The organism is Kitasatospora sp. NPDC057595, from assembly GCF_042800875.1.
GTDB lineage: Bacteria > Actinomycetota > Actinomycetes > Streptomycetales > Streptomycetaceae > Kitasatospora.
In genome coordinates this window covers 187,995-209,258 of record NZ_JBHVGL010000010.1, presented here as the reverse complement: position 1 = coordinate 209,258, position 21,264 = coordinate 187,995, and the positions used below count along the sequence as shown (strand labels likewise).

Annotated in this window: 17 protein-coding genes and 1 pseudogene; 10 read left to right on the top strand and 8 right to left on the bottom strand. The window is 74.2% G+C overall.

All coding sequences use genetic code 11. The annotated features are described in order from the left end of the window. The first annotated feature begins 21 nt into the window (after window positions 1-21). Complete coding sequence (locus ACFU9E_RS17850; protein WP_380679913.1) at window positions 22-1,848, top strand: ABC transporter ATP-binding protein; 1,827 nt, start codon at window positions 22-24, stop codon at window positions 1,846-1,848. Between the two features lie 10 nt (window positions 1,849-1,858). Here ACFU9E_RS17850 and ACFU9E_RS17845 read toward each other — a convergent pair whose 3' ends face one another. Continuing rightward, entirely contained in the window at window positions 1,859-2,650 is a 792-nt protein-coding gene (locus ACFU9E_RS17845) for a leucine-rich repeat domain-containing protein (protein WP_380679910.1), read from the bottom strand. Window positions 2,651-2,877: 227 nt separating this feature from the next. Here ACFU9E_RS17845 and ACFU9E_RS17840 point away from each other — a divergent pair. Both ACFU9E_RS17840 and ACFU9E_RS17835 read left to right on the top strand, forming a co-directional pair. Beyond that, window positions 2,878-3,301, top strand: a pseudogene (locus ACFU9E_RS17840) (aspartate aminotransferase family protein); the annotation flags it as partial. 91 nt (window positions 3,302-3,392) lie between these two features. Then, window positions 3,393-3,791, top strand: a complete 399-nt coding sequence (locus ACFU9E_RS17835) for a PLDc N-terminal domain-containing protein (protein WP_380679907.1) — start codon at window positions 3,393-3,395, stop codon at window positions 3,789-3,791. Between the two features lie 12 nt (window positions 3,792-3,803). Here ACFU9E_RS17835 and ACFU9E_RS17830 read toward each other — a convergent pair whose 3' ends face one another. Then, complete coding sequence (locus ACFU9E_RS17830) at window positions 3,804-5,177, bottom strand: hypothetical protein (RefSeq protein ID WP_380679904.1); 1,374 nt, start codon at window positions 5,175-5,177, stop codon at window positions 3,804-3,806. Between the two features lie 299 nt (window positions 5,178-5,476). Here ACFU9E_RS17830 and ACFU9E_RS17825 point away from each other — a divergent pair, with 299 nt between their 5' ends. The 3 genes from ACFU9E_RS17825 to ACFU9E_RS17815 are packed head-to-tail and all read left to right on the top strand — an operon-like array spanning window position 5,477 to window position 7,952. Then, window positions 5,477-5,947 (top strand): DUF6325 family protein, encoded by a 471-nt coding sequence (locus ACFU9E_RS17825; RefSeq protein ID WP_380679901.1) that lies wholly within the window; start codon window positions 5,477-5,479, stop codon window positions 5,945-5,947. A gap of 60 nt (window positions 5,948-6,007) precedes the next feature. Beyond that, window positions 6,008-6,304, top strand: coding sequence for an SHOCT domain-containing protein (locus tag ACFU9E_RS17820; protein WP_380679898.1), 297 nt, complete (start codon window positions 6,008-6,010; stop codon window positions 6,302-6,304). A 49-nt stretch (window positions 6,305-6,353) separates the two neighbouring features. After that, window positions 6,354-7,952 carry an MFS transporter gene (locus tag ACFU9E_RS17815; protein WP_380679895.1) on the top strand — a complete coding sequence of 533 codons (1,599 nt, stop codon included), beginning with the start codon at window positions 6,354-6,356 and terminating at the stop codon, window positions 7,950-7,952. Window positions 7,953-8,030: 78 nt separating this feature from the next. Here the strand turns inward: ACFU9E_RS17815 and ACFU9E_RS17810 are convergent, their stop codons facing one another. Then, the gene (locus ACFU9E_RS17810) at window positions 8,031-8,849 is read right to left on the bottom strand and encodes a methyltransferase domain-containing protein (RefSeq protein WP_380679892.1); all 819 of its coding nucleotides are present in this window, start codon (window positions 8,847-8,849) and stop codon (window positions 8,031-8,033) included. Between the two features lie 250 nt (window positions 8,850-9,099). On the opposite strand from ACFU9E_RS17810, the gene ACFU9E_RS17805 reads away from it, so the two are divergent. After that, on the top strand, window positions 9,100-10,122 hold the full coding sequence (locus tag ACFU9E_RS17805; protein ID WP_380679889.1) for a polysaccharide deacetylase family protein: 1,023 nt from the start codon (window positions 9,100-9,102) through the stop codon (window positions 10,120-10,122). A 30-nt stretch (window positions 10,123-10,152) separates the two neighbouring features. Here the strand turns inward: ACFU9E_RS17805 and ACFU9E_RS17800 are convergent, their stop codons facing one another. Then, complete coding sequence (locus ACFU9E_RS17800) at window positions 10,153-10,944, bottom strand: aminoglycoside adenylyltransferase domain-containing protein (protein ID WP_380679886.1); 792 nt, start codon at window positions 10,942-10,944, stop codon at window positions 10,153-10,155. 136 nt (window positions 10,945-11,080) lie between these two features. On the opposite strand from ACFU9E_RS17800, the gene ACFU9E_RS17795 reads away from it, so the two are divergent. Beyond that, window positions 11,081-12,532 (top strand): ALF repeat-containing protein, encoded by a 1,452-nt coding sequence (locus tag ACFU9E_RS17795; protein WP_380679883.1) that lies wholly within the window; start codon window positions 11,081-11,083, stop codon window positions 12,530-12,532. Window positions 12,533-12,670: 138 nt separating this feature from the next. On the opposite strand, the gene ACFU9E_RS17790 is transcribed toward ACFU9E_RS17795, so the two are convergent. From ACFU9E_RS17790 to ACFU9E_RS17775, 4 genes are all read right to left on the bottom strand, one after another. Continuing rightward, window positions 12,671-13,747: a methyltransferase gene (locus ACFU9E_RS17790; protein WP_380682626.1), complete on the bottom strand. Its 1,077-nt coding sequence runs from the start codon at window positions 13,745-13,747 to the stop codon at window positions 12,671-12,673. A 375-nt stretch (window positions 13,748-14,122) separates the two neighbouring features. Next, window positions 14,123-14,299 (bottom strand): hypothetical protein, encoded by a 177-nt coding sequence (locus tag ACFU9E_RS17785; RefSeq protein ID WP_380682625.1) that lies wholly within the window; start codon window positions 14,297-14,299, stop codon window positions 14,123-14,125. Window positions 14,300-14,607: 308 nt separating this feature from the next. Then, complete coding sequence (locus ACFU9E_RS17780; RefSeq protein ID WP_380682624.1) at window positions 14,608-18,285, bottom strand: tetratricopeptide repeat protein; 3,678 nt, start codon at window positions 18,283-18,285, stop codon at window positions 14,608-14,610. Continuing rightward, window positions 18,282-18,668, bottom strand: a complete 387-nt coding sequence (locus ACFU9E_RS17775; protein ID WP_380682623.1) for a toll/interleukin-1 receptor domain-containing protein — start codon at window positions 18,666-18,668, stop codon at window positions 18,282-18,284. Before ACFU9E_RS17775 ends, ACFU9E_RS17780 begins: the two co-directional genes overlap by 4 nt. 336 nt (window positions 18,669-19,004) lie before the next feature. Between ACFU9E_RS17775 and ACFU9E_RS17770 the strand changes: the two genes are divergently transcribed. After that, window positions 19,005-19,883: a hypothetical protein gene (locus tag ACFU9E_RS17770; RefSeq protein ID WP_380682622.1), complete on the top strand. Its 879-nt coding sequence runs from the start codon at window positions 19,005-19,007 to the stop codon at window positions 19,881-19,883. A 178-nt stretch (window positions 19,884-20,061) separates the two neighbouring features. Beyond that, entirely contained in the window at window positions 20,062-21,201 is a 1,140-nt protein-coding gene (locus ACFU9E_RS17765; protein ID WP_380682621.1) for an ABC transporter ATP-binding protein, read from the top strand. The last annotated feature ends 63 nt before the right edge of the window (window positions 21,202-21,264 follow it).

Genomic DNA, 21,264 nt, shown 5'->3' with positions numbered 1-21,264 from the left:
GCCCCAGGAGAGAGGTGTACCGTGGCCGACCGGCCCGCGCCCGCGCCCGCCCACGCCGCCGAGCCGGCCCGTGCCGCCGAACCGGCCGCCGCCCCCGCGCCCGCCCCGGCCACCGCGCCGCCGCACGTCCGGCTGCGCCGCGAACTCACCGCCCAGCCGGTCCGCCTCGCCGCCGCCCTGACGCTCGCCGTGGTGGCCACCGCCGCCGCCCTCGCGCTCCCGCTGCTGGTCCGCCGGATCGTCGGCGACTTCTCCGGCCACCGCTCGCTCGCCCCCGGACTGCTGATGATGGCCGCCGCCGCCCTCACCGGCGCGGTGGCCCAGGCCCTCTCCGGCTTCCAACTGGCGCAGGTCGGCGAGGGGATGACCTACCGGCTGCGGACCGCCCTGATGGCCCACGCGCTGCGCCTGCCGCTGCCCGTCGTCCGGGCCCGGGGCACCGGCGAGCTCGCCGCCCGCGTCACCTCCGACGCCCAACTGCTGGGTCAGGTGGTGGAAGTGGCGATGCAGCTGCCGCTCGCCGCGCTCAGCGTGCTGGCCACCCTCGCGGTCATGGTGTGGATCGACTGGGTGCTCACCGTGGTCACCGTGGCCGCGCTCGTCCTGCTCACCGCCCTGGTCCTGGTGATCACCCGCCGGATGCGGGCCAATGTCACCGGGCAGCAGGACGCGGTGGGAAGGATCGCCCAGCGCTTCACCGCCGACCTGGAGGCCCTCACCACCATCAAGGCCTACCGGGCCGAGGAACTGGCCGACCGCGTCCTGGCCGAGGACGCCGAGCACCTGCGCGCCGTCTCGCTGACCGGCGCCCGCCTCGGCGCCCTGGTCCCGGCGGTGCTCACCCTCGGCAACCAGTTCGCCATGATCGCGGTCATCCTCACCGGCGGCGCGCGGCTGGCGGCCGGCCACCTGCAGGTGGCGGCCTTCGCCGCGTTCCTGCTCTACCTGCTCCAGACCGTCCCGTCCGTCAACACGCTGGCCACCGGGTTCGGCCGTCTCCAAGCGGGGCTGGCCGCCCGCGACCGCTGCAACGAACTCCTCGCGCTGGCGCCCGAGGCGGAGCCGGACGACGCCGCCCGGGCGACGCCCGTCCCGGCGCCCGAGGCCCCGGCGGTGGTCTTCCGCACCGTCTCCTACACCCACACCGGCGCTCGGCGCGCCGCCCTGAGCGCCGCCTCCTTCAGCATCCCGCGCACCGGACTGACCGCCGTGGTCGGCCCCTCGGGTGCCGGCAAGAGCACCGCCCTCGCGCTCGTCGGCCGCTTCGTGCGGCCCGGCGCCGGATCGGTCAGCGTCCTCGGCCACGACCTGCGCGCCTGGCCACTCGGCGCACTGCGCGCCCGCATGGCGTACGTGGACCAGGAGTTCACCCTCCTGGAGGCCAGCGCCCGCGACAACCTCCAGCTCGGCCGAGCCGGCGCCGCCGACGAGCACGAGCTGGCCCGGGCCCTGGCCACCGTCGGCCTGAGCGAGGACGTCGAACGCCTCCCGCACGGCCTGGACACCGTCCTGGGCCGGGAGTTCGACCTCTCCGGCGGCCAGCGCCAGCGGATGGCCCTGGCCCGCGCGCTGCTCGCCGACGCCGACATCGTCCTGCTGGACGAGCCCACCAGCCAGCTCGACGGCCTCAACGAACTGCGCTTCCGCGAGATCGTCGACCGACTGGCCCGCCGCAGCGCCGTCGTGGTCGTCGCCCACCGGCTCTCCACCGTCCAGCACGCCGACCACGTGATCATGATGGACGGCGGCGCCGTCGTCGACGCCGCCGACCACCCCACCCTGCTCGCCCGCTGCGCTCCCTACCGCGAACTGGTGACCAGCCAGGCCGGCCCGCCCCTGCACGCCTGAACCCGGCGGGTCAGTCCCAGTCGGATTGCGGCTGCACGAGCCCGGGCCCGCCGGTGTGCGGGACGGGCACGTAGCCCTCGGCCGGGGCGGGCAGCGCGTCCACGCACGTCGCCGAGCAGGCGTTGACCAGGAGCGGAAGCACATCGGTCGCCACCCGCAGCGAGATCCACACCTGCCGCAGTCCGGCCCCGTCGACGCTCCGGCCGCACACGCTGCACCCGCGGACCGCCGTGGTGCCCCGCACCCCGGGGTCGAGGCCGTCGAGCCCGAGGCCCGCTCCGCCGGCCGTCAGCGCGGGGAACGGCGGCCGGTACTTCTCGTTCCCGTACAGCGCGCGGGTGCTCACCGTGCTGCGCCGCAGGGCGGTGCAGCGGGTGAGCTCGTACGGGAACCAGTGCAGCCGGTGGGAGGTGTACGGGGTGAACTCCTCCAGGCTCGTCATCGCGCCGATCTCCGGCGGCAGCCGCACCAGGTTGCTGCCGTACAGCTTGAGGTGCTTCACCGCGGTGAGCCTGCCGACGGTCGGCGGCAGTGTGACCACCTGCCGCCGCTGCCGCGCGGTCAGCTCCTCCAACGGGCTGAACACCTCCCGCCCGTCGGCCGCCGCCTCCTCGACGAGTTCGAGCAGACGCAGCCACCCGGGCGCCGCGGTGTCCTGGTGCTCGGCGTGGAACCGCGTCGCCCCCACCCGCCCCGTCGCCCCGCGCGCGAGGCAACCGCACTTCTCCCTGGGCGTGTCCTGATCGTCCGGCCCGGCGGTCTCGGCCGGGGGGTGGGAGGACACCTGGTGCTGTTCGCTCATGTGATCATCGTATCGACCCGTTTCGGGGTAATCGTTTCACGCAAGACCCACCCTGACGCACCGACAGGGCCGGATACCAGGCAGGCCCGGGTGCCCGGGCCTGCCAAGGTCCCGCGGGTGAGCGCCATGAGGACACCTCCCACTGACCCGGAGACCGCGCCATGCACCCCGAACTCGCCGCCGACCTGGAGCGGTTGCCCGCACTGCTGGAGGAGACCCGGCAGGCCGCGGCCGCCTACCTCGGCCCGCTCGGCGAGCACCCCGACCTGGTCATCTCACCCCCGAGAACTCCCACCGGCTGCGCGCCCTCGCCGCCTGGTTCACCCTGCGCGCCTACGGCCGGGACGGCCACCGGGAGATCGTCGAGCGCTGTGTGACCGGCGCCCGGAGGCGGTCGCGGCCACACCGGGCCTGCGGCTGCTGGCCCCGGTCCGGCTGAACGTCGGCTGTTTCACCCTGGCCGAGGACCCCGACGCCGAACGCCTCGCCGCCCTGGCCGCCGCCCTGGCCGACGAGGCGTTCCTGACCCCCACCCGCTACGCCGGCGTCCCCGCCCTGCGCGCCGCCTTCGGCAACTGGCGCACCACCGAGGCCGACGTCCGCCGGACCGTCGCCGCCCTCGCCCGCGCCCTCCGCACCCCGGCCGACTGACTCCCGGCTCACCCGGAAGGGGTGGTGCGCGGGCGGGCGGGGTGGGCGACCGTGGGCGCGAGGGGGTTCGGTTTCTCCTCCGGAGGCGGCGATGGACAGCTATCCGCTCTTGAACATCTTCCTCACGACCATGTGGATCTTCCTCTGGATCCTCTGGTTCATGCTCCTGTTCCGGGTCTTCGGCGACCTGTTCCGGGACGACTCCGTGAACGGCTGGGGCAAGGCGGGCTGGTGCGTGCTGCTGATCATCCTGCCGTTCCTGGGCGTGTTCATCTATCTGATCGCCCGCGGGAAGGGCATGGGAATGCGCGAGATGGCGCGCGCGAAGGAGGCCGAGGCGGAGTTCCGCACCTATGTGCGCGACGCGGCCGGGGCGGAGGCGAAGCCGGCCAGTGCCGCCGAGGAACTGGCCCGGCTCGCGGAACTCAAGCGCGACGGCTCCATCACGGAGGAGGAGTACCAGCGCGCCAAGGCGCTCGTCCTGGAGTGACGCGGCAGACCGTCACCGCTCCCCGTCCCCCGCGCCGGCCGGCTCGGGGGACGCGGGCGCGGGGGTGACCGGGTGGGCGGGCGCGAGGAACTCGCGCAGGGCGAAGGCGGCCAGCACGACCACCGCGAACCAGAACACCACCATCCCGGTCGGGTGGTCCCACAGGACGAAGACCACGGCGGCGACGACCAGGATCAGCACGCCCAGCCAGCGCTTCCAGCGGCGGACGAAGCGCTCCACCGGCCCGGCCCGGAACCCCGCCGCGTCGGCGGAGGACCGCAGCGCCGCGACCCCGTGCCCGGTCACCGTGCGGACGGTCACGGCGACGCGCGAGGGACCGATGAAGAACGCCCCGAGCGCGACGACCACGGCGACGAAGCCGACCATCCGCACGCCGACGCGCAGGTAGTGCACCAGGGCGTCGTAGACGGCGCCGGCGGCGGCCTGCGAGGCGTCCGCGGGCAGGTGGTCCAGGAAGTAGGAGCGGAAGACCGCCAGCGCGATGCCGAGCAGCAGCATGGCCGCCCCGATGCCGAGGGCGGCGCCGACCAGCGCGCGGCGGCGGTTGAAGGCGGTCAGCACGCCGGCCGCGGCGATCAGGACCGTGATGACCGGCAGCCACCAGCCGAGGATCTGCAGGAGCCGGAACCAGCCCTTGATCTTGGCGAGGTCGGGCGAGGAGAACACCACGAACGAGGTGTGCACCTCCGGGATCTTGGCGGCGGGCGCGAAACCGGCGTTGACCAGCTCGGTCTTGACGCGTTCCACCATCGGCCCGATGTCGATCACGACCTCGTCGTTCTTCAATTCCACCGCGCCGCCGCCCTGGCCGGTCAGGGCCTTGACCATGGTGCTGTGCGCGGCCCGTACGGCGTCCTCCCACACGGTGGCGAAGGCGTCGCTGGTGACCACCCGGGTGGCGGCGCCGTGCACGAGGTTGGTCAGCGCCCCCTCCAGGGGACCGGTCAGCCCGCCCAGCAGCTGGGCGAGCCGGGGCGGCACGCCCTGCTCGGCGGCGGCCTGGGAGAGGTCGTTGACCACGGCCTTGACGTCGATCTGCTCCGTCGCGGCATCGGTGATCCGGTTGGCGAGGGCGTTCTGCACGTCGGGGTTGTGGGCCAGCGGCGCCATGGTGGCGACGAACCGGTCGGTGTCGGTGATCTCGTCGTGGGTCCAGACCGCGATCACCGCGAGCAGCGACAGCACCGAGGCCACGATCACCAGGACGGTCGCGCCGGTGGTGCGCAGCCGGTGGTGCTGCGGCCCGCGCCGGGCCTCGGCCTCCAGCTGGGCGACCCGGTGGTGGAGCGCCTCCAGCTCGCCGGCGTCCGGGCGGACGGGCTCCGGGCGGTCGGGCTGCGGTGTGCTGGACTCGGCCGGTGGCATGCGGGCGGCTCCTCGTTCTGGGCGGTCCGGGGGCGGAACGGCGGCACCGAGCGGACGGGTCGCCGTGTACACCAGCCAAGGGCCCGGCCGGGCGGACGGCGAGCAGGGTTACCCCACCGGGGTGAGGCGCTCCCCCCCCGGCGGAGGGAGCGCCCGGGTCACGGCTCGGGTCACCCCGAACAGGTGAGCCGGAGAGCGGGCCCGGCGGGTTAGCTTCGCCGAGGGTCGGCTCCACCGCAGCGTCCGGGGCCGGCTCCCGGCCGACGCCGTCGGCCGGCCCTCCTCCGACAGGAGCCGACGTGAGCAGCGAACCCGACACCCGCGGCGAACTCGACGACCTGGGCCCCATCGACTACCTGGTCATCGCGTTCCCCGGAAGCCACTTCACCGGCGAGGGACTGCCCCTGCTCGTGGACCTGGTCGACCGCGGCATCATCCGCATCCTCGACCTGACCTTCGTCCGCAAGGACACCGACGGCACCGTGGTCGGCGCCGAGCTGGCCGATGTGACCGGCGACGGCCGTCTCGACCTGACCGTCTTCGAGGGCGCCTCCTCGGGCGTGCTCGGCGAGTCCGACGTCGCCGAGGCCGGCGCACTGCTGGATCCCGGCGACTCCGCCGCCGTCCTTCTCTACGAGAACCGCTGGGCGGCGCCGCTGGTGGCCGCGCTGCGCCGGGAGGACGCGCGCCTCGTCGCCGGCGGGCGGGTCCCGGTCCAGGACCTGCTGACGGTGCTGGACTCGCTCGACCGGCTCGACGCCGCGAGCTGAGCCCGCTCTCCTCCCGCACCCCCCTCACCCCCCTCACCCCTCGCACCCCAGGAGGAAGCCATGCCCGGACTGCTCCGCGGAGTCGCCCGTACCGCGGTGGTCGCCGGAACGGCCACCGCCGTCTCCAACCGGGTCTCCCGCCGCCAGGCCGGCCGCTGGGCGCAGCAGGACGCCCCGCAGGCCGGCTACTACGCCGAGCCCGCCGCGCCCCCGCCCCCGCCGGCCGCCGCACCGCCCGCCGCGCCGACCATGGAGGACAAGCTGGACCAGCTCAAGGACCTGGCGACGCTCAAGGACCAGGGCGTCCTCACCGAGGAGGAGTTCGCCGCCCAGAAGGCCCGGATCCTCGGCAGCTGACCGCGTGCTGGGCGCGCGGCGGCAAGGCGGGTGACGTGGTGGTGACGTGATGAACCGCTGGAAGACCCTGGTCGTGCTCGGGACGGCCCAGTTCCTCATGGTGCTCGACGCGTCGGTGATGAACGTGTCGATCAGCCAGCTGGTCGAGGACTTCGACACCGAGGTGACCGCGATCCAGGCCGTCATCACCCTCTACACCCTGGTCATGGCCTCCTTCATGCTGACCGGCGGCAGGCTGGGCGACATGTACGGTCGGCGCCGGGTCTTCGTGGTCGGGCTCGCCGTGTACGCGGTCGGATCGGGGCTGACCGCGGTGGCCCCGACCGTGGGTGTGCTCGCGCTGGGGTGGTCGGTCATCGAGGGCCTGGGCGCCGCCCTGGTCCTGCCCGCGCTGGCGGCGCTGGTGGCCGGCACCTACCAGGGCCGCGACCGTGCCGTGGCCTATGGCGTCGTCGGCGGACTCGCGGGCGCCGGCATCGCGGTGGGGCCGCTGCTCGGCGGCTGGGTCACCACCTATCTGACCTGGCGGCTGGTGTTCGCCGGGGAGGTGGTCCTGGTCGTCGTGATCCTGTTCCTGATGCACTGGGTGCCGCCGCAGCCGCCACCGGAGCGGCGCCCCCGGCTGGACGTGGCGGGCGTGGTGCTGTCCGCCGCCGGACTCGCCGTGATGGTGCTCGCGGTGCTGCAGAGCGGCACCTGGGGCTGGGTCCAGCCCCGCAACCCGCCGTTCACCGTCCTCGGCTTCGCCCCGACGCTGTTCGCGGTGGCGCTCGGGGCCGCGCTGATCTACGCGTTCGCCCTGCACGAACGCCGCCGGGAGGCCAAGGGCCTCGACCCGCTGGTCTCGCTCGCGCTGTTCGACAACCGGACGCTGCGCTCGGGCCTGGCGACCCTGTTCAACCAGAACACCGTCCTGCTGGGCCTGTTCTTCGTCATCCCGCTCTACCTCCAGGTCGTCCAGGGCCTGGACGCCTTCCAGACCGGCCTGCGGCTGCTGCCGGTGTCCGTCACCATGCTCGCGGCCTCGATGTCCGGCTCCCTGATGCTGCGGTTCGCCTCGACCCGCACCATCGTCCGGGCCGGGCTGCTGGTCCTGGTCGCCGCCACCCTGTGGCTGATCACCGTCATCGGGCCGGAGCTTCGCGGCGGCTCGTTCGCCGGGGCGATGGCGCTGCTCGGCATCGGCATGGGGATGCTCGCCTCCCAGCTGGGCAACACGGTGCAGTCCAGCGTGCGGCAGGAGGAGCGCAGCGAGGCGGGCGGGCTGCAGTACACGGCCCAGAACCTCGGCTCCTCGCTCGGGACGGCGCTGATCGGCGCGATCCTGATCGGCGCCCTGGCGACGTCCGTCACCAGCCAGATCGAGAGCGACCCCCGGGTCTCCGCCGCCGTCGCCGAGCAGGCCGGGGTCCGCGTGGAGGCGGGGCTGTCGTTCGTGCCCGCCGACCAGGTGGCGGCGGCGCTGGCGGCGCAGCCCGGGATACCGCCGGAGGAGGCCGCGGCCGTGGTGGAGAGCTACCAGGACGCGCAGATCAACGGACTCAAGGCCGCGGTCCTCGCGTGCACGGGCATCACGGCCGCCGCCGTCCTGTTCACCCGCCGGCTCCCCTCCCGGCGCCCGGCCGCCGGATCCGGGCCCGAGGAGTAGCCCGGACGCTCCCGTTGCCCCGGGCCCGACCGGACGGTGCCCCGAAGTCCACCCCGGGGGAGCGGTGGTGCGGTGCCGTCAGCGCGGCCGGTGGGCGGCGACGGCGAACATCGTCACCGACAGGTGGAAGGCACCCTGCTCGGCGGCGGCCGTCAGGTCCTCGTAGAGCCGGTCGCGCTGCTCCTCGTCCATCAGGCCCCGCCCGAGGGCTGCCGCGCCGAGCCCCCGCACCAGGGGCCAGGTGACGGACCGGGGGTCGTGCAGCAGGACGTCGGAGCCGATCGCGTCGACGGTCAGCCCGGCCTCCGCCAGCCAGCCGGCGAGCCGGCGCCCGGCGTCGGGGGTGGCGGCGGCGTCCCGGGCGACCGTGGCCAGCGCGGACCGGACGCCGGGGGAGGCGGGGTGCAGGATGAAGGTGGCCCAGTCGGTGTCCAGCAGGGTGACCCGGCCACCCGGCCGCAGCACCCGGGCGATCTCCGCGACGGCCCGCGCGGGATCCGTCAGATGCTGCAGGACCCGTTCGCACCGCACCGCGTCCAGGTCCGCGTCCGGCAGCGGCAGCGCGAGCGCGTCGCCGTCCAGGAAGCGGGCCGCACTCCCGGCCTCGGCGGCGCGCCGCTCGGCGAGGGCACGCAGCCCGGGGTTGGGCTCCAGCCCGATCGCGCTGCCGCCCGGCCCGACCGCCGCGGCGAGCACGCGCGTCTCCGAACCGGTGCCGGACCCGATGTCCAGCACCCGCTCGCCGGGGGCCGCCGCCAGCCGTTCGTGCGCCCACGCGCGCAGCCGCCGCACGCCGGCGTTGGCGGCCTGCGCGTCCAGCGCGGCGACCAACCGGCCGGTGACCGCGGGATCGGCGTTGGTGGCGTGGAAGGGCGAGGTCGGCCGGGGATCGGTCATGGCGCCCACTTTAGGCAGCGCAGCCCGCTCCGGCCTGGCCGCTCCCTGTCGTGTCCTGTCACGTCCTGTCATGGCGTCAATCCCGCGCGGGTGTCATCGGATTCATTCCGTTCCGCCCTATCGTCCTGGAGAGCCGGCGTCCGTATGATCTGGGCTGCCTGCCGTCGGGGACGCCTGTGGGGGGGCGGGACCCCGCGTGGTGCCCGGAGCCGTCCCGTCGGCCTCGATCGTTCCCAGGGAGGGCAGCACGGTGCAGTTCGCGGGTGTGGGTGTGACGCGTGAGGGCTACCGGATCGCCGTGTCGGGGGCGGTCGAGGTGTTCGAACACTGCGGGGTGGAACGGCCGGTGGCCCGGCTGATCGAACTGGCGGCCCGAACCCCGGACGGCCTCACCGTGGTCGTCGACAGCGCCAACGGCATCATGGACGCCTCCCTCACGGCCGCCGGGGTGCGCGTGCTGCGCGCCGATCCGCCGCTCCTCGCGGACGGCGGCGCGACGGCGGAGGCGCTCGCCGCGCTCGGCCGCTCCCGCGCCGAGGACCTGGCGGTACTGCCCGCCGGGGCCTGGACGATGAGCGGGCGCGAGGAGGAGATCGCGGCCGCGGATCGGGCCGGCGCGCCGGTGGAGAGCGAACTCTCCTCCCGGGGACGGCTGCTGACCGGAAGGGAGGACACCGGACCGCTGGTGGCACTGACCTTCGACGACGGCCCGCACCCGGAGTTCACCCCTCGGATGCTGGACGTACTGCACCGCCACGACGCCCCGGCCGCCTTCTTCTGCATCGGCCTGAACGCCCTGGCCCACCCCGCCGTGGTGCGCCGGATCGCCGACGCGGGCCAGACCCTGGGCAATCACACCTGGTCCCACGCCTACCTGCCGGACCTGGGCCCGATCGGCCTCGCCCGCCAGCTCGGCCACACCCGTGAGGTGCTCGCCGAGGCCTGCGGCGACGACCGCCCGGTCCGCTGGCTGCGCCCCCCGTACGGCGGACGAAGCCCCGAACTCCTCCGCACGGTCGACGGGTTGGGCCTGGTCACGGTGCTCTGGGACGTCGACGCCAAGGACTGGTCACGGCCCGGCCCCGAGGTCATCGCCGATCGGATCCTGAGCCAGGTGCGCCCCGGCTCGGTGATCCTGATGCACGACGGCGGTGAGGACCGTTCGCAGACCGTCGCCGCGCTGCCCGCCGTCATCACCGGCCTGCGCGCACGCGGCTACCGCCTGGTGACCCTCGACCAGCTGCTCGCGGCCACACGCCCCGTCGCCGCCTGAGCCGGCGTCGCCTTCGGCGCCGCTGCCGTCTCACCTGCCGGCCTCCGCCACCCGCTCGCCCGCCCAGTCCAGGAACGCCCGCACCTCCGCCTCCGGCAGCGCCGCGCCGGCCGCCGCCCGAGGCCGTTCGTAGCCGCGTACCGCGGCCTCCAGCAGCGCCCGGAACCGGGGTTCGGCCTCGGCGGTCTCCCGGGCCGCCGCCCGCTTGGCCGACCATCTGCCGGAGCGGCAGAAGGCCACCGCCCGGCAGCCGTTGAGGACCCGGTCCTCCGCGCGGTGCCCCGGCCCGTCGGCGTGCTCGCGCACGGCGGCGCGCAGTGCGGCGAACAGCTCGGCGGGCGCGGGCTCCGCGATCACGCGGCGCGCCGGCGCGCCCCACAGGGTGATCCCGGCCCGGTGCGCGATCGAGCGGTCGATGACGAACCAGAACGCCGCCGCCCCGGCGCCGTCCAGGTCGGCGCGCTCCGCCAGCAGCGGCCCGGTGTCGAGGTTGAGCAGGAACCTCGGTCCGCCCGCCGACCGTCCGGCGAACTCCGCGTCGTGGACGACCAGTTCCAGCCCGGCCGCCGGGCAGGGCAGCCCCGGATGGGCCAGCTCCCCGGCCAGCCGGCGCAGCGCCGCCCTCGGCAGGCCCGGTTCGACGACCACCACCACGTCCACGTCGCTGCGGCCGTGCCGGTAGTCGCCGAGTGCCACCGACCCGACCGCCACCACGCTCACCAGCCGGGCCCCGCACACCGCCCGCACCCGGCGGACGACCTCCCCCAGGTATGCGCGCAGCTCGGCGGGCACCGGCCGCCGCTCCTCGTCATCGTGGCTCATGGGCCAAGTCTGCCCGTCCGCGGCCGTCCGGCGGTGGACGCCCGACTCCCCTGAAAACAGGGGGATGTGACGACAGGCCCGGACCCTCTATGCTTCGTGCGTTCACAGACTCTTCGTACAGAGCAGGTTCTGCCGGATGAAGCTTCCTCGGGTCACCGCCGTCGTCGCGGCCGCGGTTCTCGCCCCTGCCGTCCTCTTCCCGTCCTCGGCCGTGGCCGCCGACGCTCCCCAGCCGGCCGGCGTCGTCGGGCCCGACACCGCCGAGGCCGACCGGCCCACCGGCGCCCCCGGGCCCGGGCCCGCCGAGACCGGCCGGCCGGTCGGCTCCGAGCCCGGGACGACCGCCCCCGAGGGCGGCGTGACCCAGGAGGAGCTCGACCGCGCCGAGATCGAGCGGATCCTCGCGGACAAGGACAGCGGAATATCCGTGCGGGAGGAGGCGCAGAAGGCCCTCGCCGTCGGAACGCCCGAGGCCCTGCGGCGCTACCTGGCGGAGGGCCTGGAGGTCGCCCGCTACATCGACGACCGGGTGAAGGTCTTCCAGGCCCTCGCCGTCGGCGGCCCGGCCGTGAAGCGGGCCGCGGTGGCCGCGGTGACCGCGCAAACCCACTCGGCCCTGGTCGCCTTCCTCAAGGAGGGCTGGTTCACGGCCCAGGCCGAGGACGACCGCGACGAGATCGAACGTCTCCTGGCCGATCCGCAGACCAGCAGACGCCTGCGGCTGGCCGCCCAGAAGGCCCTCGACGCCGGAACGACCACCGCGCTGCGGCACTTCGTCGAGGTCGAACTCGCAGAGGTGCGTGCCGGTGACGACCGCGTCGAGGTCACCCAGATCCTCTCCAAGGGTGGTCCCGCCGTGCAGAAGGCCGCACGCGAGGCCCTCAACGGCAGCTACGCGGACCTCGTCACGTTCCTCAAGGAGGGCCAGTTCGCCGCCCGCGCCGAGGACGACCACGCCGAGATCGAGCGGATCGTCGCCGACCCGCAGACCGGCCCGCACACCCGCAGCGCCGCCCAGAAGGCGCTCGACCGCGACGCCGCCGGCCTGCGCGGCTTCCTGGAGTCCGAGCTGTCGGCGGTGCGCATGAGCGACCACCGGGTGAGGGTCTCGCAGATCGCCGAGAGCGGCGGCCCCGCGGTCCGGCAGGCCGCCCTCGCGGCCCTGGAGGGCAGCGACCAGGCCGTCCTGGGCTTTCTGGAGTACGGCTGGGAGGCGGCCCGCGCCAAGGACGAGGCCGCCGCGAAGGCCGGCGGCCAGCCCACCGCCCAGCCCACCACTCAGCCCACCGAGCAGGCGCCGGCCACCACCCCGGCACCGCAGCACACCGCCACCGCCCCGACCGGCCAGGCCGCCCCGACCGGCCAGGTCGTTCAGGCCGCGGTCGGCAGCACCGGCTCCGGCACCGGCACGCGCCACGCACCCACCACCCGCGCCACCACCACCGGTGCCGTCGCCTCCCGCCCCGGGCAGCTCGCCGCCACCGGTGCCGAGGGCCTCGGCACGGAGGCCGGCGTCGCCGTCGCGGCCGTCGCCGCCGGTGCGGCGCTCGTGGTGGTCTCCCGCCGCCGTCGCCCCACCGAGGACTGACCCACCCGCGCATCCGCAGGCCCGGACACCCGAAGGCCGGCGCCCCGTCACCCCGGCCGCCTCCCGGCGGCCGGGGTGACACGCGCGTACGGGCCGCCCGGACCGCGTCCGGACCGCCGACGAGGGGTCAGGGAAGCATCAGGCCGCGACCGCCTCGACCACCGACAGCACGGTCGGCGTGGGGATCACCCGGGACAGTCGCAGTCCGGCCCGCGCGAAGAGCTCCGCGAAGTCGGCCTCGCTGCGCTCGCGGCCGGTCAGCGAGGCCATCATCATCAGGTCCAGATCCTTGGACTGGTGGGGCTCGTTGCCCGGGGGAACCACGGCGTCCAGCACCAGCACCCGGCCGCCCGGGCGCAGCGCACGCGCGCAGTGGCCGAGCAGGGTCACGCACGCGTCGTCGTCCCAGTCGTGCGTGATCCGCTTGAGCATCAGGACGTCACCGGCCGGCACGGCGGCGAAGAAGTCCCCTTCCTGGACCGTCCAGCGGCCCGTGATCTCCGGGTGCGCGCCCAGCCGGTTGCCGGCGAGGACGTGGGAGCGGTCGTAGAGGACGCCCTCCAGGCCCGGGCCGCGGCGCAGCACCTCCAGCAGCAGACCGCCGTGACCGCCGCCGATGTCCACCACCGTGCCGCTCGGCGGGAAGTCGGGGGCGGCCGCGATGGGCGCGTTCTCCTGGTCGGACATCGCCGCCATGCCGACGTGGAAGACGGCGGCGGTGCGCTCGTCCTTGGCGAAGTGGTCGAAGAACGGCATCCCGAAGATGTTCTCGAACGCCGTGGTGCCCTCGGTCAGACAGTGCGTCAGCTCCCCGGCGGGGCGCCACATGGTGCGGTCGGTGAGCATCTGGACGGCAGTCCGCACCGAGTACGGGACGTCGCCGCGCAGCGCCTGGCCGGCGTCGGTGAGGGTGAAGCGGCCCTGCTCGTCCTCGGACACCACCCCCCGGGTGGCGAGCAGCCGCAGCACCCGGTAGAGGTTGCGGGTGTCGGTGCCGGTCGCGGCGGCGAGTTCGCCGGGGGTGGCGGGGCCGTTCGCCAGATGGTCGGCCACCCCGACATCGGCGGCGGCGCGCAGGGCCGCGGGGAACAGGAAGCCGAGGGCCTCGTCGACGAGGAACGCGGCGGACCGCCGCAGACCGTCCTCGCCGCCGCCGTCCCCGGTCCGTTCCGTCCCTGTGGTCCCCGCTGCCACCACGGTCTCGTCCTGGCTCATCCCGTCCTCCTCCTCGCGGCCGAATGTCCGCCCGGGAGACTGCCCACCGCCGGCGGCCCCGAAGCCGGGCGCACGGCGATCCCGTTCTTTCGGGTGCCGCGCGCCGCTCTCCCAGGTCCGTGGCGGCTACCGCGCCCGGGCGCCAGTGCCGCTCTCGGCGCGCGCATCGTGGCGATGACGTTCCACCCGCGCTCGTGGACATGGAGGGCGGTGCGGCGGCCGTAGTCCGGAGGGTCGCCGTACGCCCCGCTCGCCCGCCTGCTGCGCCCGTACGCCCCCTGGGACGAGCTGACCTCCCACCCCGCGGGGCTTGTGACCTCGGCCAGCTTCGATGGTTCCGTCAGTTCATCGGCGGGCCCTCGGGTCGGAGCGCGTCTACGGGCCCGCGGTCCCGGCCGTCCCCGGCGGATCGCCGGGTTCGAGCAGCCCCAGGGCGTCCAGCAGCAGCCGGCAGTCCTCGGTGTCCCGGGCGCGTGCCGCCACCGTCCTCCGCGCCCGCGTTCGCACCTCGGGCGGCCCCGGCTCGCCCGGCGGTGCGAACAGGTCGCCCATCGTCTGTAGTTCATGGTTGGACCGAGCCGTCGCCGCCACTGTCGCCTCCCGTCCGAACCGAGACCGGTCGTCCAGCGTACTGCGATCGCCGCCCGCCCGGGAAAGCCGATTCGGGCAGGCTCCGCCCCCGGCCCTCCGGCGGTGGGCGGCGGCCCACCTCGACCTGGTCTGGAGCAGCGGTGACCGCCAGGGCCGCCTCCACGTCGACGACCACGGCCGCACCTGGTCCCGCACCGAGCCCGATCTCTGACCCCGGCCGCCGGGAGCCGGCCCGGTCGGCCCTTCCCGGTGACACCGCCGCCGGGGCGTCAGCTGATGTGGACGTTGCCCTGGATACCTGTGACAACAGTGCCGTGGCCCGCGATGTGGAGGGCCACGGAGCCGCTGACCGCTCCCACTTCCTCCGGCGCCACCGGCGTTCCGCCCGTGCGGGCGAGCTCGTGGAACAGCTCCTCCGCACCGGAGGCGAGCGCCCGGTCGACGAGGTCCTGCCACGGTTTGACGGTACGGTCCGGTTCGCGCAGGCAGGCCGTCACCCAGGCCGCCAGCCGGGCGTCGAGCCGGCTCACGGGTTCGGCGACCTCCTCGGGCGGCAGTGTGCTCGACTCCAGAACGGTGCCCAGCCAGTACGCGAGATTGGCCCGGGTGACGACGGTCTCCGGATGGTTCGGCCCGAGGACCCGCGCCCGGTCCACCGCGATCCGCGTCAGCAGCCTCACCGCTCCCCGGGCATCGCCGCTCCGGCCGAGCCAGGAGGCCAGGTTGTTGCCGGAGGTCAGGGTGTCGGGGTGGTCCGCACCCAGGACGCGCAGCCGGGCCTCCCTGACGCGCTCCAGCAACTCGGCGGCGTCCCGGGAGGCACCGGCCTGGCCGAGCGAGGAGGCCAGGTTGTCGCCCGAGGTGAGGGTGTCGGGGTGCTCCGCGCCCAGGACCCGGGTCTGGTCGGCGACCAGGGCGCGCCAGAGCCGGGTGGCCGTCGGGGCGTCGTCGCTCCGGCCGATGGACCAGGCGAGGCGGCCACGGAGCAGCAGGGTCTCGGGGTGATCCGGTCCGAACAGCCGCTCGGCGAAGGCGAGGAGCTCCCGCAGCTCCGCGATGGCGCCGGCGGTGTCACCGCACTCCCCGCGCCACGTGGCCAGGCTGCGGCGGATCGAGACCGCCTCGGGGTGGTCGGCGCCGAAGATCTCCTGCGCCTCGGCCAGCAACGCGGTCAGGGCCTCCACGGCCTCCTCGGGGCGGCCGGACTGGCCGCGGCACCAGGCCAGGTCGTGCGCCGCGCGCAGGGAGTCCGAGTGGTACGGCCCGAGGACCCGCCGGGTGTCCGCCACCAGCCGCTCCAGTTCCGCCGCCGCTCCCACGAGGTCTCCGGCGGCGGTCCGCCACCGGGCCAGGAACGAGCGTGTGTCCAGGACGTCCGGATGGTCCGGGCCCAGCCGTTCGGTGGCTTCGGCGACGAGCCGGCTCAGGTACCGGACGGCCTCCAGCGGCATGGTCGTACCGGTGCTCTCGGCCAGGCGCAGCATCACCGGATGCATCCCGCCGGCCCACAGCACCTGCGGCGAGTGCTCCAGCAGCGCCCGCGCGCAGTTCCGCAGACCCTGGGCTCGTGCCGGGTCGTGCCCGTCGGCGGCCCAGGCCTGGGCCAGGGCATCTGCTGCCGCCAGGGCCACTTCGCCCAGTCCGGGCTCCGGAAGGTGTTCGAGCGTCAGCCGCTGGGTCAGCCGGTGCACCCGCACCAGTCCACGGTCGTGTTCGAAGGAGACCAGCCCGAGACGGTGCAGACAGCTCAGCGCGGCACGGGCCTCGTGCGGTGCGCGGCGGCGATGGCCCGCTGCGGTGTTGTCCAGAACCGTCCGGGCCTTCAGGTAGTCGAGGGCGGCGTCGCTGAGGAAGACGTCGAGCGGGACACCGCTGGGGGAGAGCATCGAGGCGAGTTCCAGCACGGGCCGGGCCAGGCCCAGCGGTCGCATCCGGTCGGCTCGTGCCACGGACAGCGCCCAGCTCGCCGACAGCGTGGTGTGCTGGGCGTCCGGCAGCCCGGAGGGGTCCGGGAGGACGTCCTGGAGACGCAGCTGCCGATCCGTCAGGAGGCGCAGGTAGGCCGAGCTGTCGAGATGGACATCGGCCATGTAGGTCGCGGCCTGTGCGAGTGCCAGCGGAAGGTGGCCGAGGCTCTCGGCCAGTTCGGCCAGCGGCCCGGGCTCGTCGTGCAGGCCGGCGGCGGCGAGTTTGCTGCCCAGGTAGCCGACGGACGCCGCCGGGGAGAACGTCCCCAGGTCGAGCGTCCGTCCCACGCCGATCAGCGCGGAGTCCCTCCGCCGGGTGGTCACCACGACCTTGCCGGCGGCGTGCCGGGGCGGCAGGAGATCGCCGATGTCCGAGGGTTCGAGAACGTCGTCCAGCACCACCAGCCACCGGAAGTCCGCGATGGCGAGGTGGTTGAGGAAGATCCGGGCCGCCGTCGGGACGTCGTCGGCCGTCGCCAGGTGCAGCTCCGCGGCGGCCTGGGCGTAGCCGGTGAGCACCGACTCCCGGCTGGTGGCGGACACCCAGACGAGCAGGTCGATCCGGCCCCCTGACAGGGTCTGCGTCGCGTGCAGGGCGGCGAGTTGGGTCTTCCCGACGCCTCCGATCCCGGTGACCACCACGGCCCCGCCGTCGGCCGCGCCGAGCACCGACAGTTCGTGATCGCGCTCCACCAGGCTGTCCGCCCGCCGCGGCACCGGCCCGACCTGGAGCGGCCACGAGGGCCGGACCGCGCGAACCGGGGGGAAGACCCTCCGCTGGGCACGGCGGAGCAGCGTCACCGTGACGAAGCCGTCCGCCTCCACCACCTGCGGCGGGGCGGCGCCGACGGCGTCACAGTCGGCGACCGCCGTGGGGATCCCGCTGCCCTCGCCCTCCACCAGCCGGTTCCAGGTGAGCAGGCGGGCGAGCTGGAAGTTCCGTTTGACGGACTGCCCCTCCAGGGCGGTCAGCTCCCGCGGATCCGAGTCCGCGAGCACGCCGCCGGGCCAGGTGCCGGGGCTGCTGACCTCCAGCCGGTCGGTGAACAGCCGCACGTGCACGCACGCGTCGACGCGTGCGTAGTCGCGGTGCACCAGCGCGTTCGCGATGATCTCCCGCACCGCGATCATCGGCAGTTCGTAGACGGGGACCGACCGGGCGCTCTCGGCGCTGGGCCGTTCGCCGCGGTGCACCCGGCCGGCGACGAAGTCGCGTGCCCCGGCGATGAGTTCCGTCACCGGTCCCTCGAAGGTCACGGGGTGCCGGGCGGCGGAGCGGTCGGTGCCGAAGTACTCGACGCACTTCACCATCGACCGAACGGAACCGGCGGCCGGGTACCGGGTGAACATCAGCACACCCGTGTGGGTCAGCACCTCGCCGGTCCAGACCCCGGTGCGCTTCAGGAACTCCGCGGCGGTGAGCGTGGCCGGATGGTCGGCGAGGACGTCCTCGTGCAGGTCCGCCCGGAAGGCGCGCACCACGTCGTGGTCGAACTCGGCCGTGGGGCTGGGTTCGTCGAGGAACTGCCCGGCCGCGCCCCGGTCGCCCGCCCGGGCGGCCGGGCGGGCAGGTGGCGGGGGCGGCGGGCAGGGGAAGTGGTGTTGCAGCGCCGCGAGCAGATCGGCCATCGCCTTGACGGGATCGTCGCAGTACCGGGCCGTCACCGTGCCGATGGCCAGCTGGTCGACGTAGGCCTCGGCGTCCATCTGGACCACGAACACCCGCGACGAGGCCCTTGCCCGGGCCGCGCCGACCAGCTTGTGCGCCCAGTCGCTGCCGACGGCCCTCAGGGTCGCGCACAGGACGACGGGGGCGTTCCGGTCGAGGGCCTGCACGGCCGCCGCGTAGACGGAGTCGCCGACCGGCACGGTCCCGTTGTGGGAGACCGGGTAGCCGGCCTCGCGGAGCTTCCCGGCCACCAGTTCGGCGTGCTCGCTCTCGTCCAGGGCCGCGACGATGAAGACCTCCTGGCAGCTCATCGCAGTGCGCGATCCAGTGCCTCGACTCCCTCGTTCCAGTCGGCCACCAGGTCCGCGTACTTGATGTCCGCCAGGATCGAGGGGAGTTCACCCCCGGTCAGCCGGGCGGGCAGCAGCTTAACGTCGGCACCGTTCAGCTGGCGGGCGAGCGCGGACAGCCACTCCCGGCTCATCCAGGGGGCGTGCACGCCCGAATCCGACAGGCACAGCACGAGGAAGCGGTAGCCGGCGAGCCCCTCGTCGATCTTCTGCACGATCGAGTCGCCGATCCCGATCTCCCAGAGGTCGAGCCACACCCGGTGCCCGCGCGCCCGGAGTTCGTCGGCGAGCTCCTCGGCCTTCTTGTCGTCGTTGCCCCGATGGCTGATGAACACGTCCGCCATGTGCCGCTGCCCCCTTGGGTCGAATCCCGTCGGAAGTCTACGGAAACCGCCCCGCGGTGGGCAGCGGTTCGGCGGGTTCGGCGGCCGTCCTGCGGTATCCGGTACGGACCACCGCCGGCCGGCGGAGCCCGTCGTCCGCCTGTCCGGTGACATCGGACGTTCACCTCCCGCTCGTTGACCCTGTTCGAGCGGCCCTGTTGTAATCATGTTGGCGATAGGGAACGAGGTTCTGTAATGCCGAACAACTGGACCTCGCAGCCCCGGATACCGCCGAGAGCGCGGCGTCGAACGACAGCGGGCGCCAGCACCCCCCCGAACAGGCAGAGGTGATCGGCTGTGAAGAAGTTGGGCAGGATCAGCATCAGCGCCGCCGTCGTGGCGGCCGTGGCCGTCGCGGCGGCCACCCCCGCGCAGGCCGCGACGTGGACGCGGACCGCGCAGTACTACCGGTGGACCGGGTTCAACGCCCTGGAGCGCGGCCAGGGCGTGGCGACCGACGGCACGTACTTCTACTACGCCGGTCCCGGCGGGATGGTGAAGGCGACCATCTCCAACGACAGCGAGGTCGCCTCCTCGGCGTTCCCGATCCCGTCGTCGCTCAGCTCCCCGTTCAAGAGCGACCACATCGGCGACCTGGAGTACTACGGCGGCTATGTGATCGCCCCGCTGGAGGACGGCAAGAACAACTACCAGCACCCGCTGCTGGCGCTCTACAACGCGAGCGACCTCGGCTACACCGGCCGCTACGTGCAGCTGCCGCTCGACAAGATGCCCGGCGGGGTGCCGTGGGTGGCCGTGGACGGGGCCGCCGGCCTGGTCTACACCGCGCCGTGGACGCAGAACGCCGCCAACGGCACCAACACCCTGATCGCCTACAGCCTGGCCGACCTGCTCACCCTGCCGGCCGGCAGCACCCTCCCGGTGCAGCGGACCATCACGCTGTCCCAGCCGCTGAGTCGGATCCAGGGCGCGGCCGTCTGGCAGAACAAGCTCTACGCCTCGGTCGACGACAGCGGCAAGTCCGTCTTCTCGATCGACCCGAACACCGGTCAGGTCTCCTACGAGTTCCACCAGGACGCGGAGCCGGGCGACGAGGTGCAGGGCATCGCGGCCTGGGACCTCGGCCCCTCCGGTGGCCAGCTGCACATCGTGCACGTCGGTTCGGGCTGGAAGTCGATCTTCCTCTACCTCCAGCACTACACCAGGACCAGTTGACCGGTCCGGGTCCGGTCGCTCCGAGCGGCCGCCCGGATTTCATCGGCAGGTCATCGGCGCGCCGCCGCGACGACCGGGTGGCGCGCCACCATGTTCAGGAAAGCAGATCGATGTTCGGAATGGCAGAACATCTCGGAACATCGCAGAGCACTCTGCGGATCGTGAGGGGTGGGCGGGAATGCCCGACGTGGTACTGGAGCGGATCTCGAAGACCTACCAGGGCGCCAGGGGAGTCCGGCACCAGGCGCTGACCGGGATCGACTTCACCGTGCCGAGCGGCGAGTTCGCCGCCCTGCTGGGCCCGAGCGGCTGCGGCAAGTCCACCACCCTGCGGATCGTGGCCGGCCTGGAACGCGCCGACGAGGGCGAGCTGAGGATCGGCGGACGCTCCGTCAACCGGGTGCCCGCCGCCGACCGCGGGCTGGCGATGGTCTTCCAGAACTACGCGCTCTTCCCGCACCTCTCCGTCGCCGAGAACATCCTGTTCGGCCTCAAGTCCCGCCGGGTCCCCAGGGCCGAGCGGAACGCCCGACTGGCGGAGGCGGCCCGCCAGCTGCGGCTGACGGAGCAGCTCAACCGCCGCCCGGCCCAGCTCTCCGGCGGCCAGCGCCAGCGGGTCGCCCTCGGCCGGGCCCTGGTCAGCGGGGCCGAGCTCGTCCTGATGGACGAGCCGCTGTCCAACCTGGACGCCCGGCTGCGCGCCGACATGCGCACCGAGCTGCGTGAACTCCAGCAGCGGCTCGGGCTGACCGTCCTGTACGTGACCCACGACCAGGTCGAGGCGATGACGATGGCCGACCGGGTGATCGTCATGCGGGAGGGCGGCATCGACCAGATCGCCGCCCCCGAGGAGCTGTACGCCCGCCCGGCCTCCGTGCGGGTCGCCTCCTTCATCGGCTCCCCGCCGATGAACCTGCTCGACGTCCGCCGGGACGGCGCCTGGCTGGCCCTCGATCAGGGCGAGGGCAAGGGTGGGAGCGAGGGGGGCGACGCGGTCCGGATCGAGGCGTCCGCCCTGCTCAAGGGCCTGCCGGACGAGCTGCCCGAGGAACTCGTGCTCGGCGTCCGCCCCGAGGACCTCGTGCCGGGCCCGGGCGAGCTGACCCTGCCGGCCGTCCGGATGCGGGACGAACTGCTGGGCGCCGACCGGCTGATCGCCTTCCGGGTCGGCACCCGGACCGTCCAGGTGAGGGTCCGCGCCGACGAGCACCGCCCCGGCGGCGACCGGCTCGGCGTCCGGTACTCCGCCTGCCACCTCTTCGACCGCCGCACCGGTGCCCGCCTCGACGCCCGCCGCCTCGTCGGCGCCGTGAGCTGAACCCCGTGCTCAGCGGTCCAAAGCTCCACCAACGCACCGAGAAGCACCAAGCACCAAGCACCA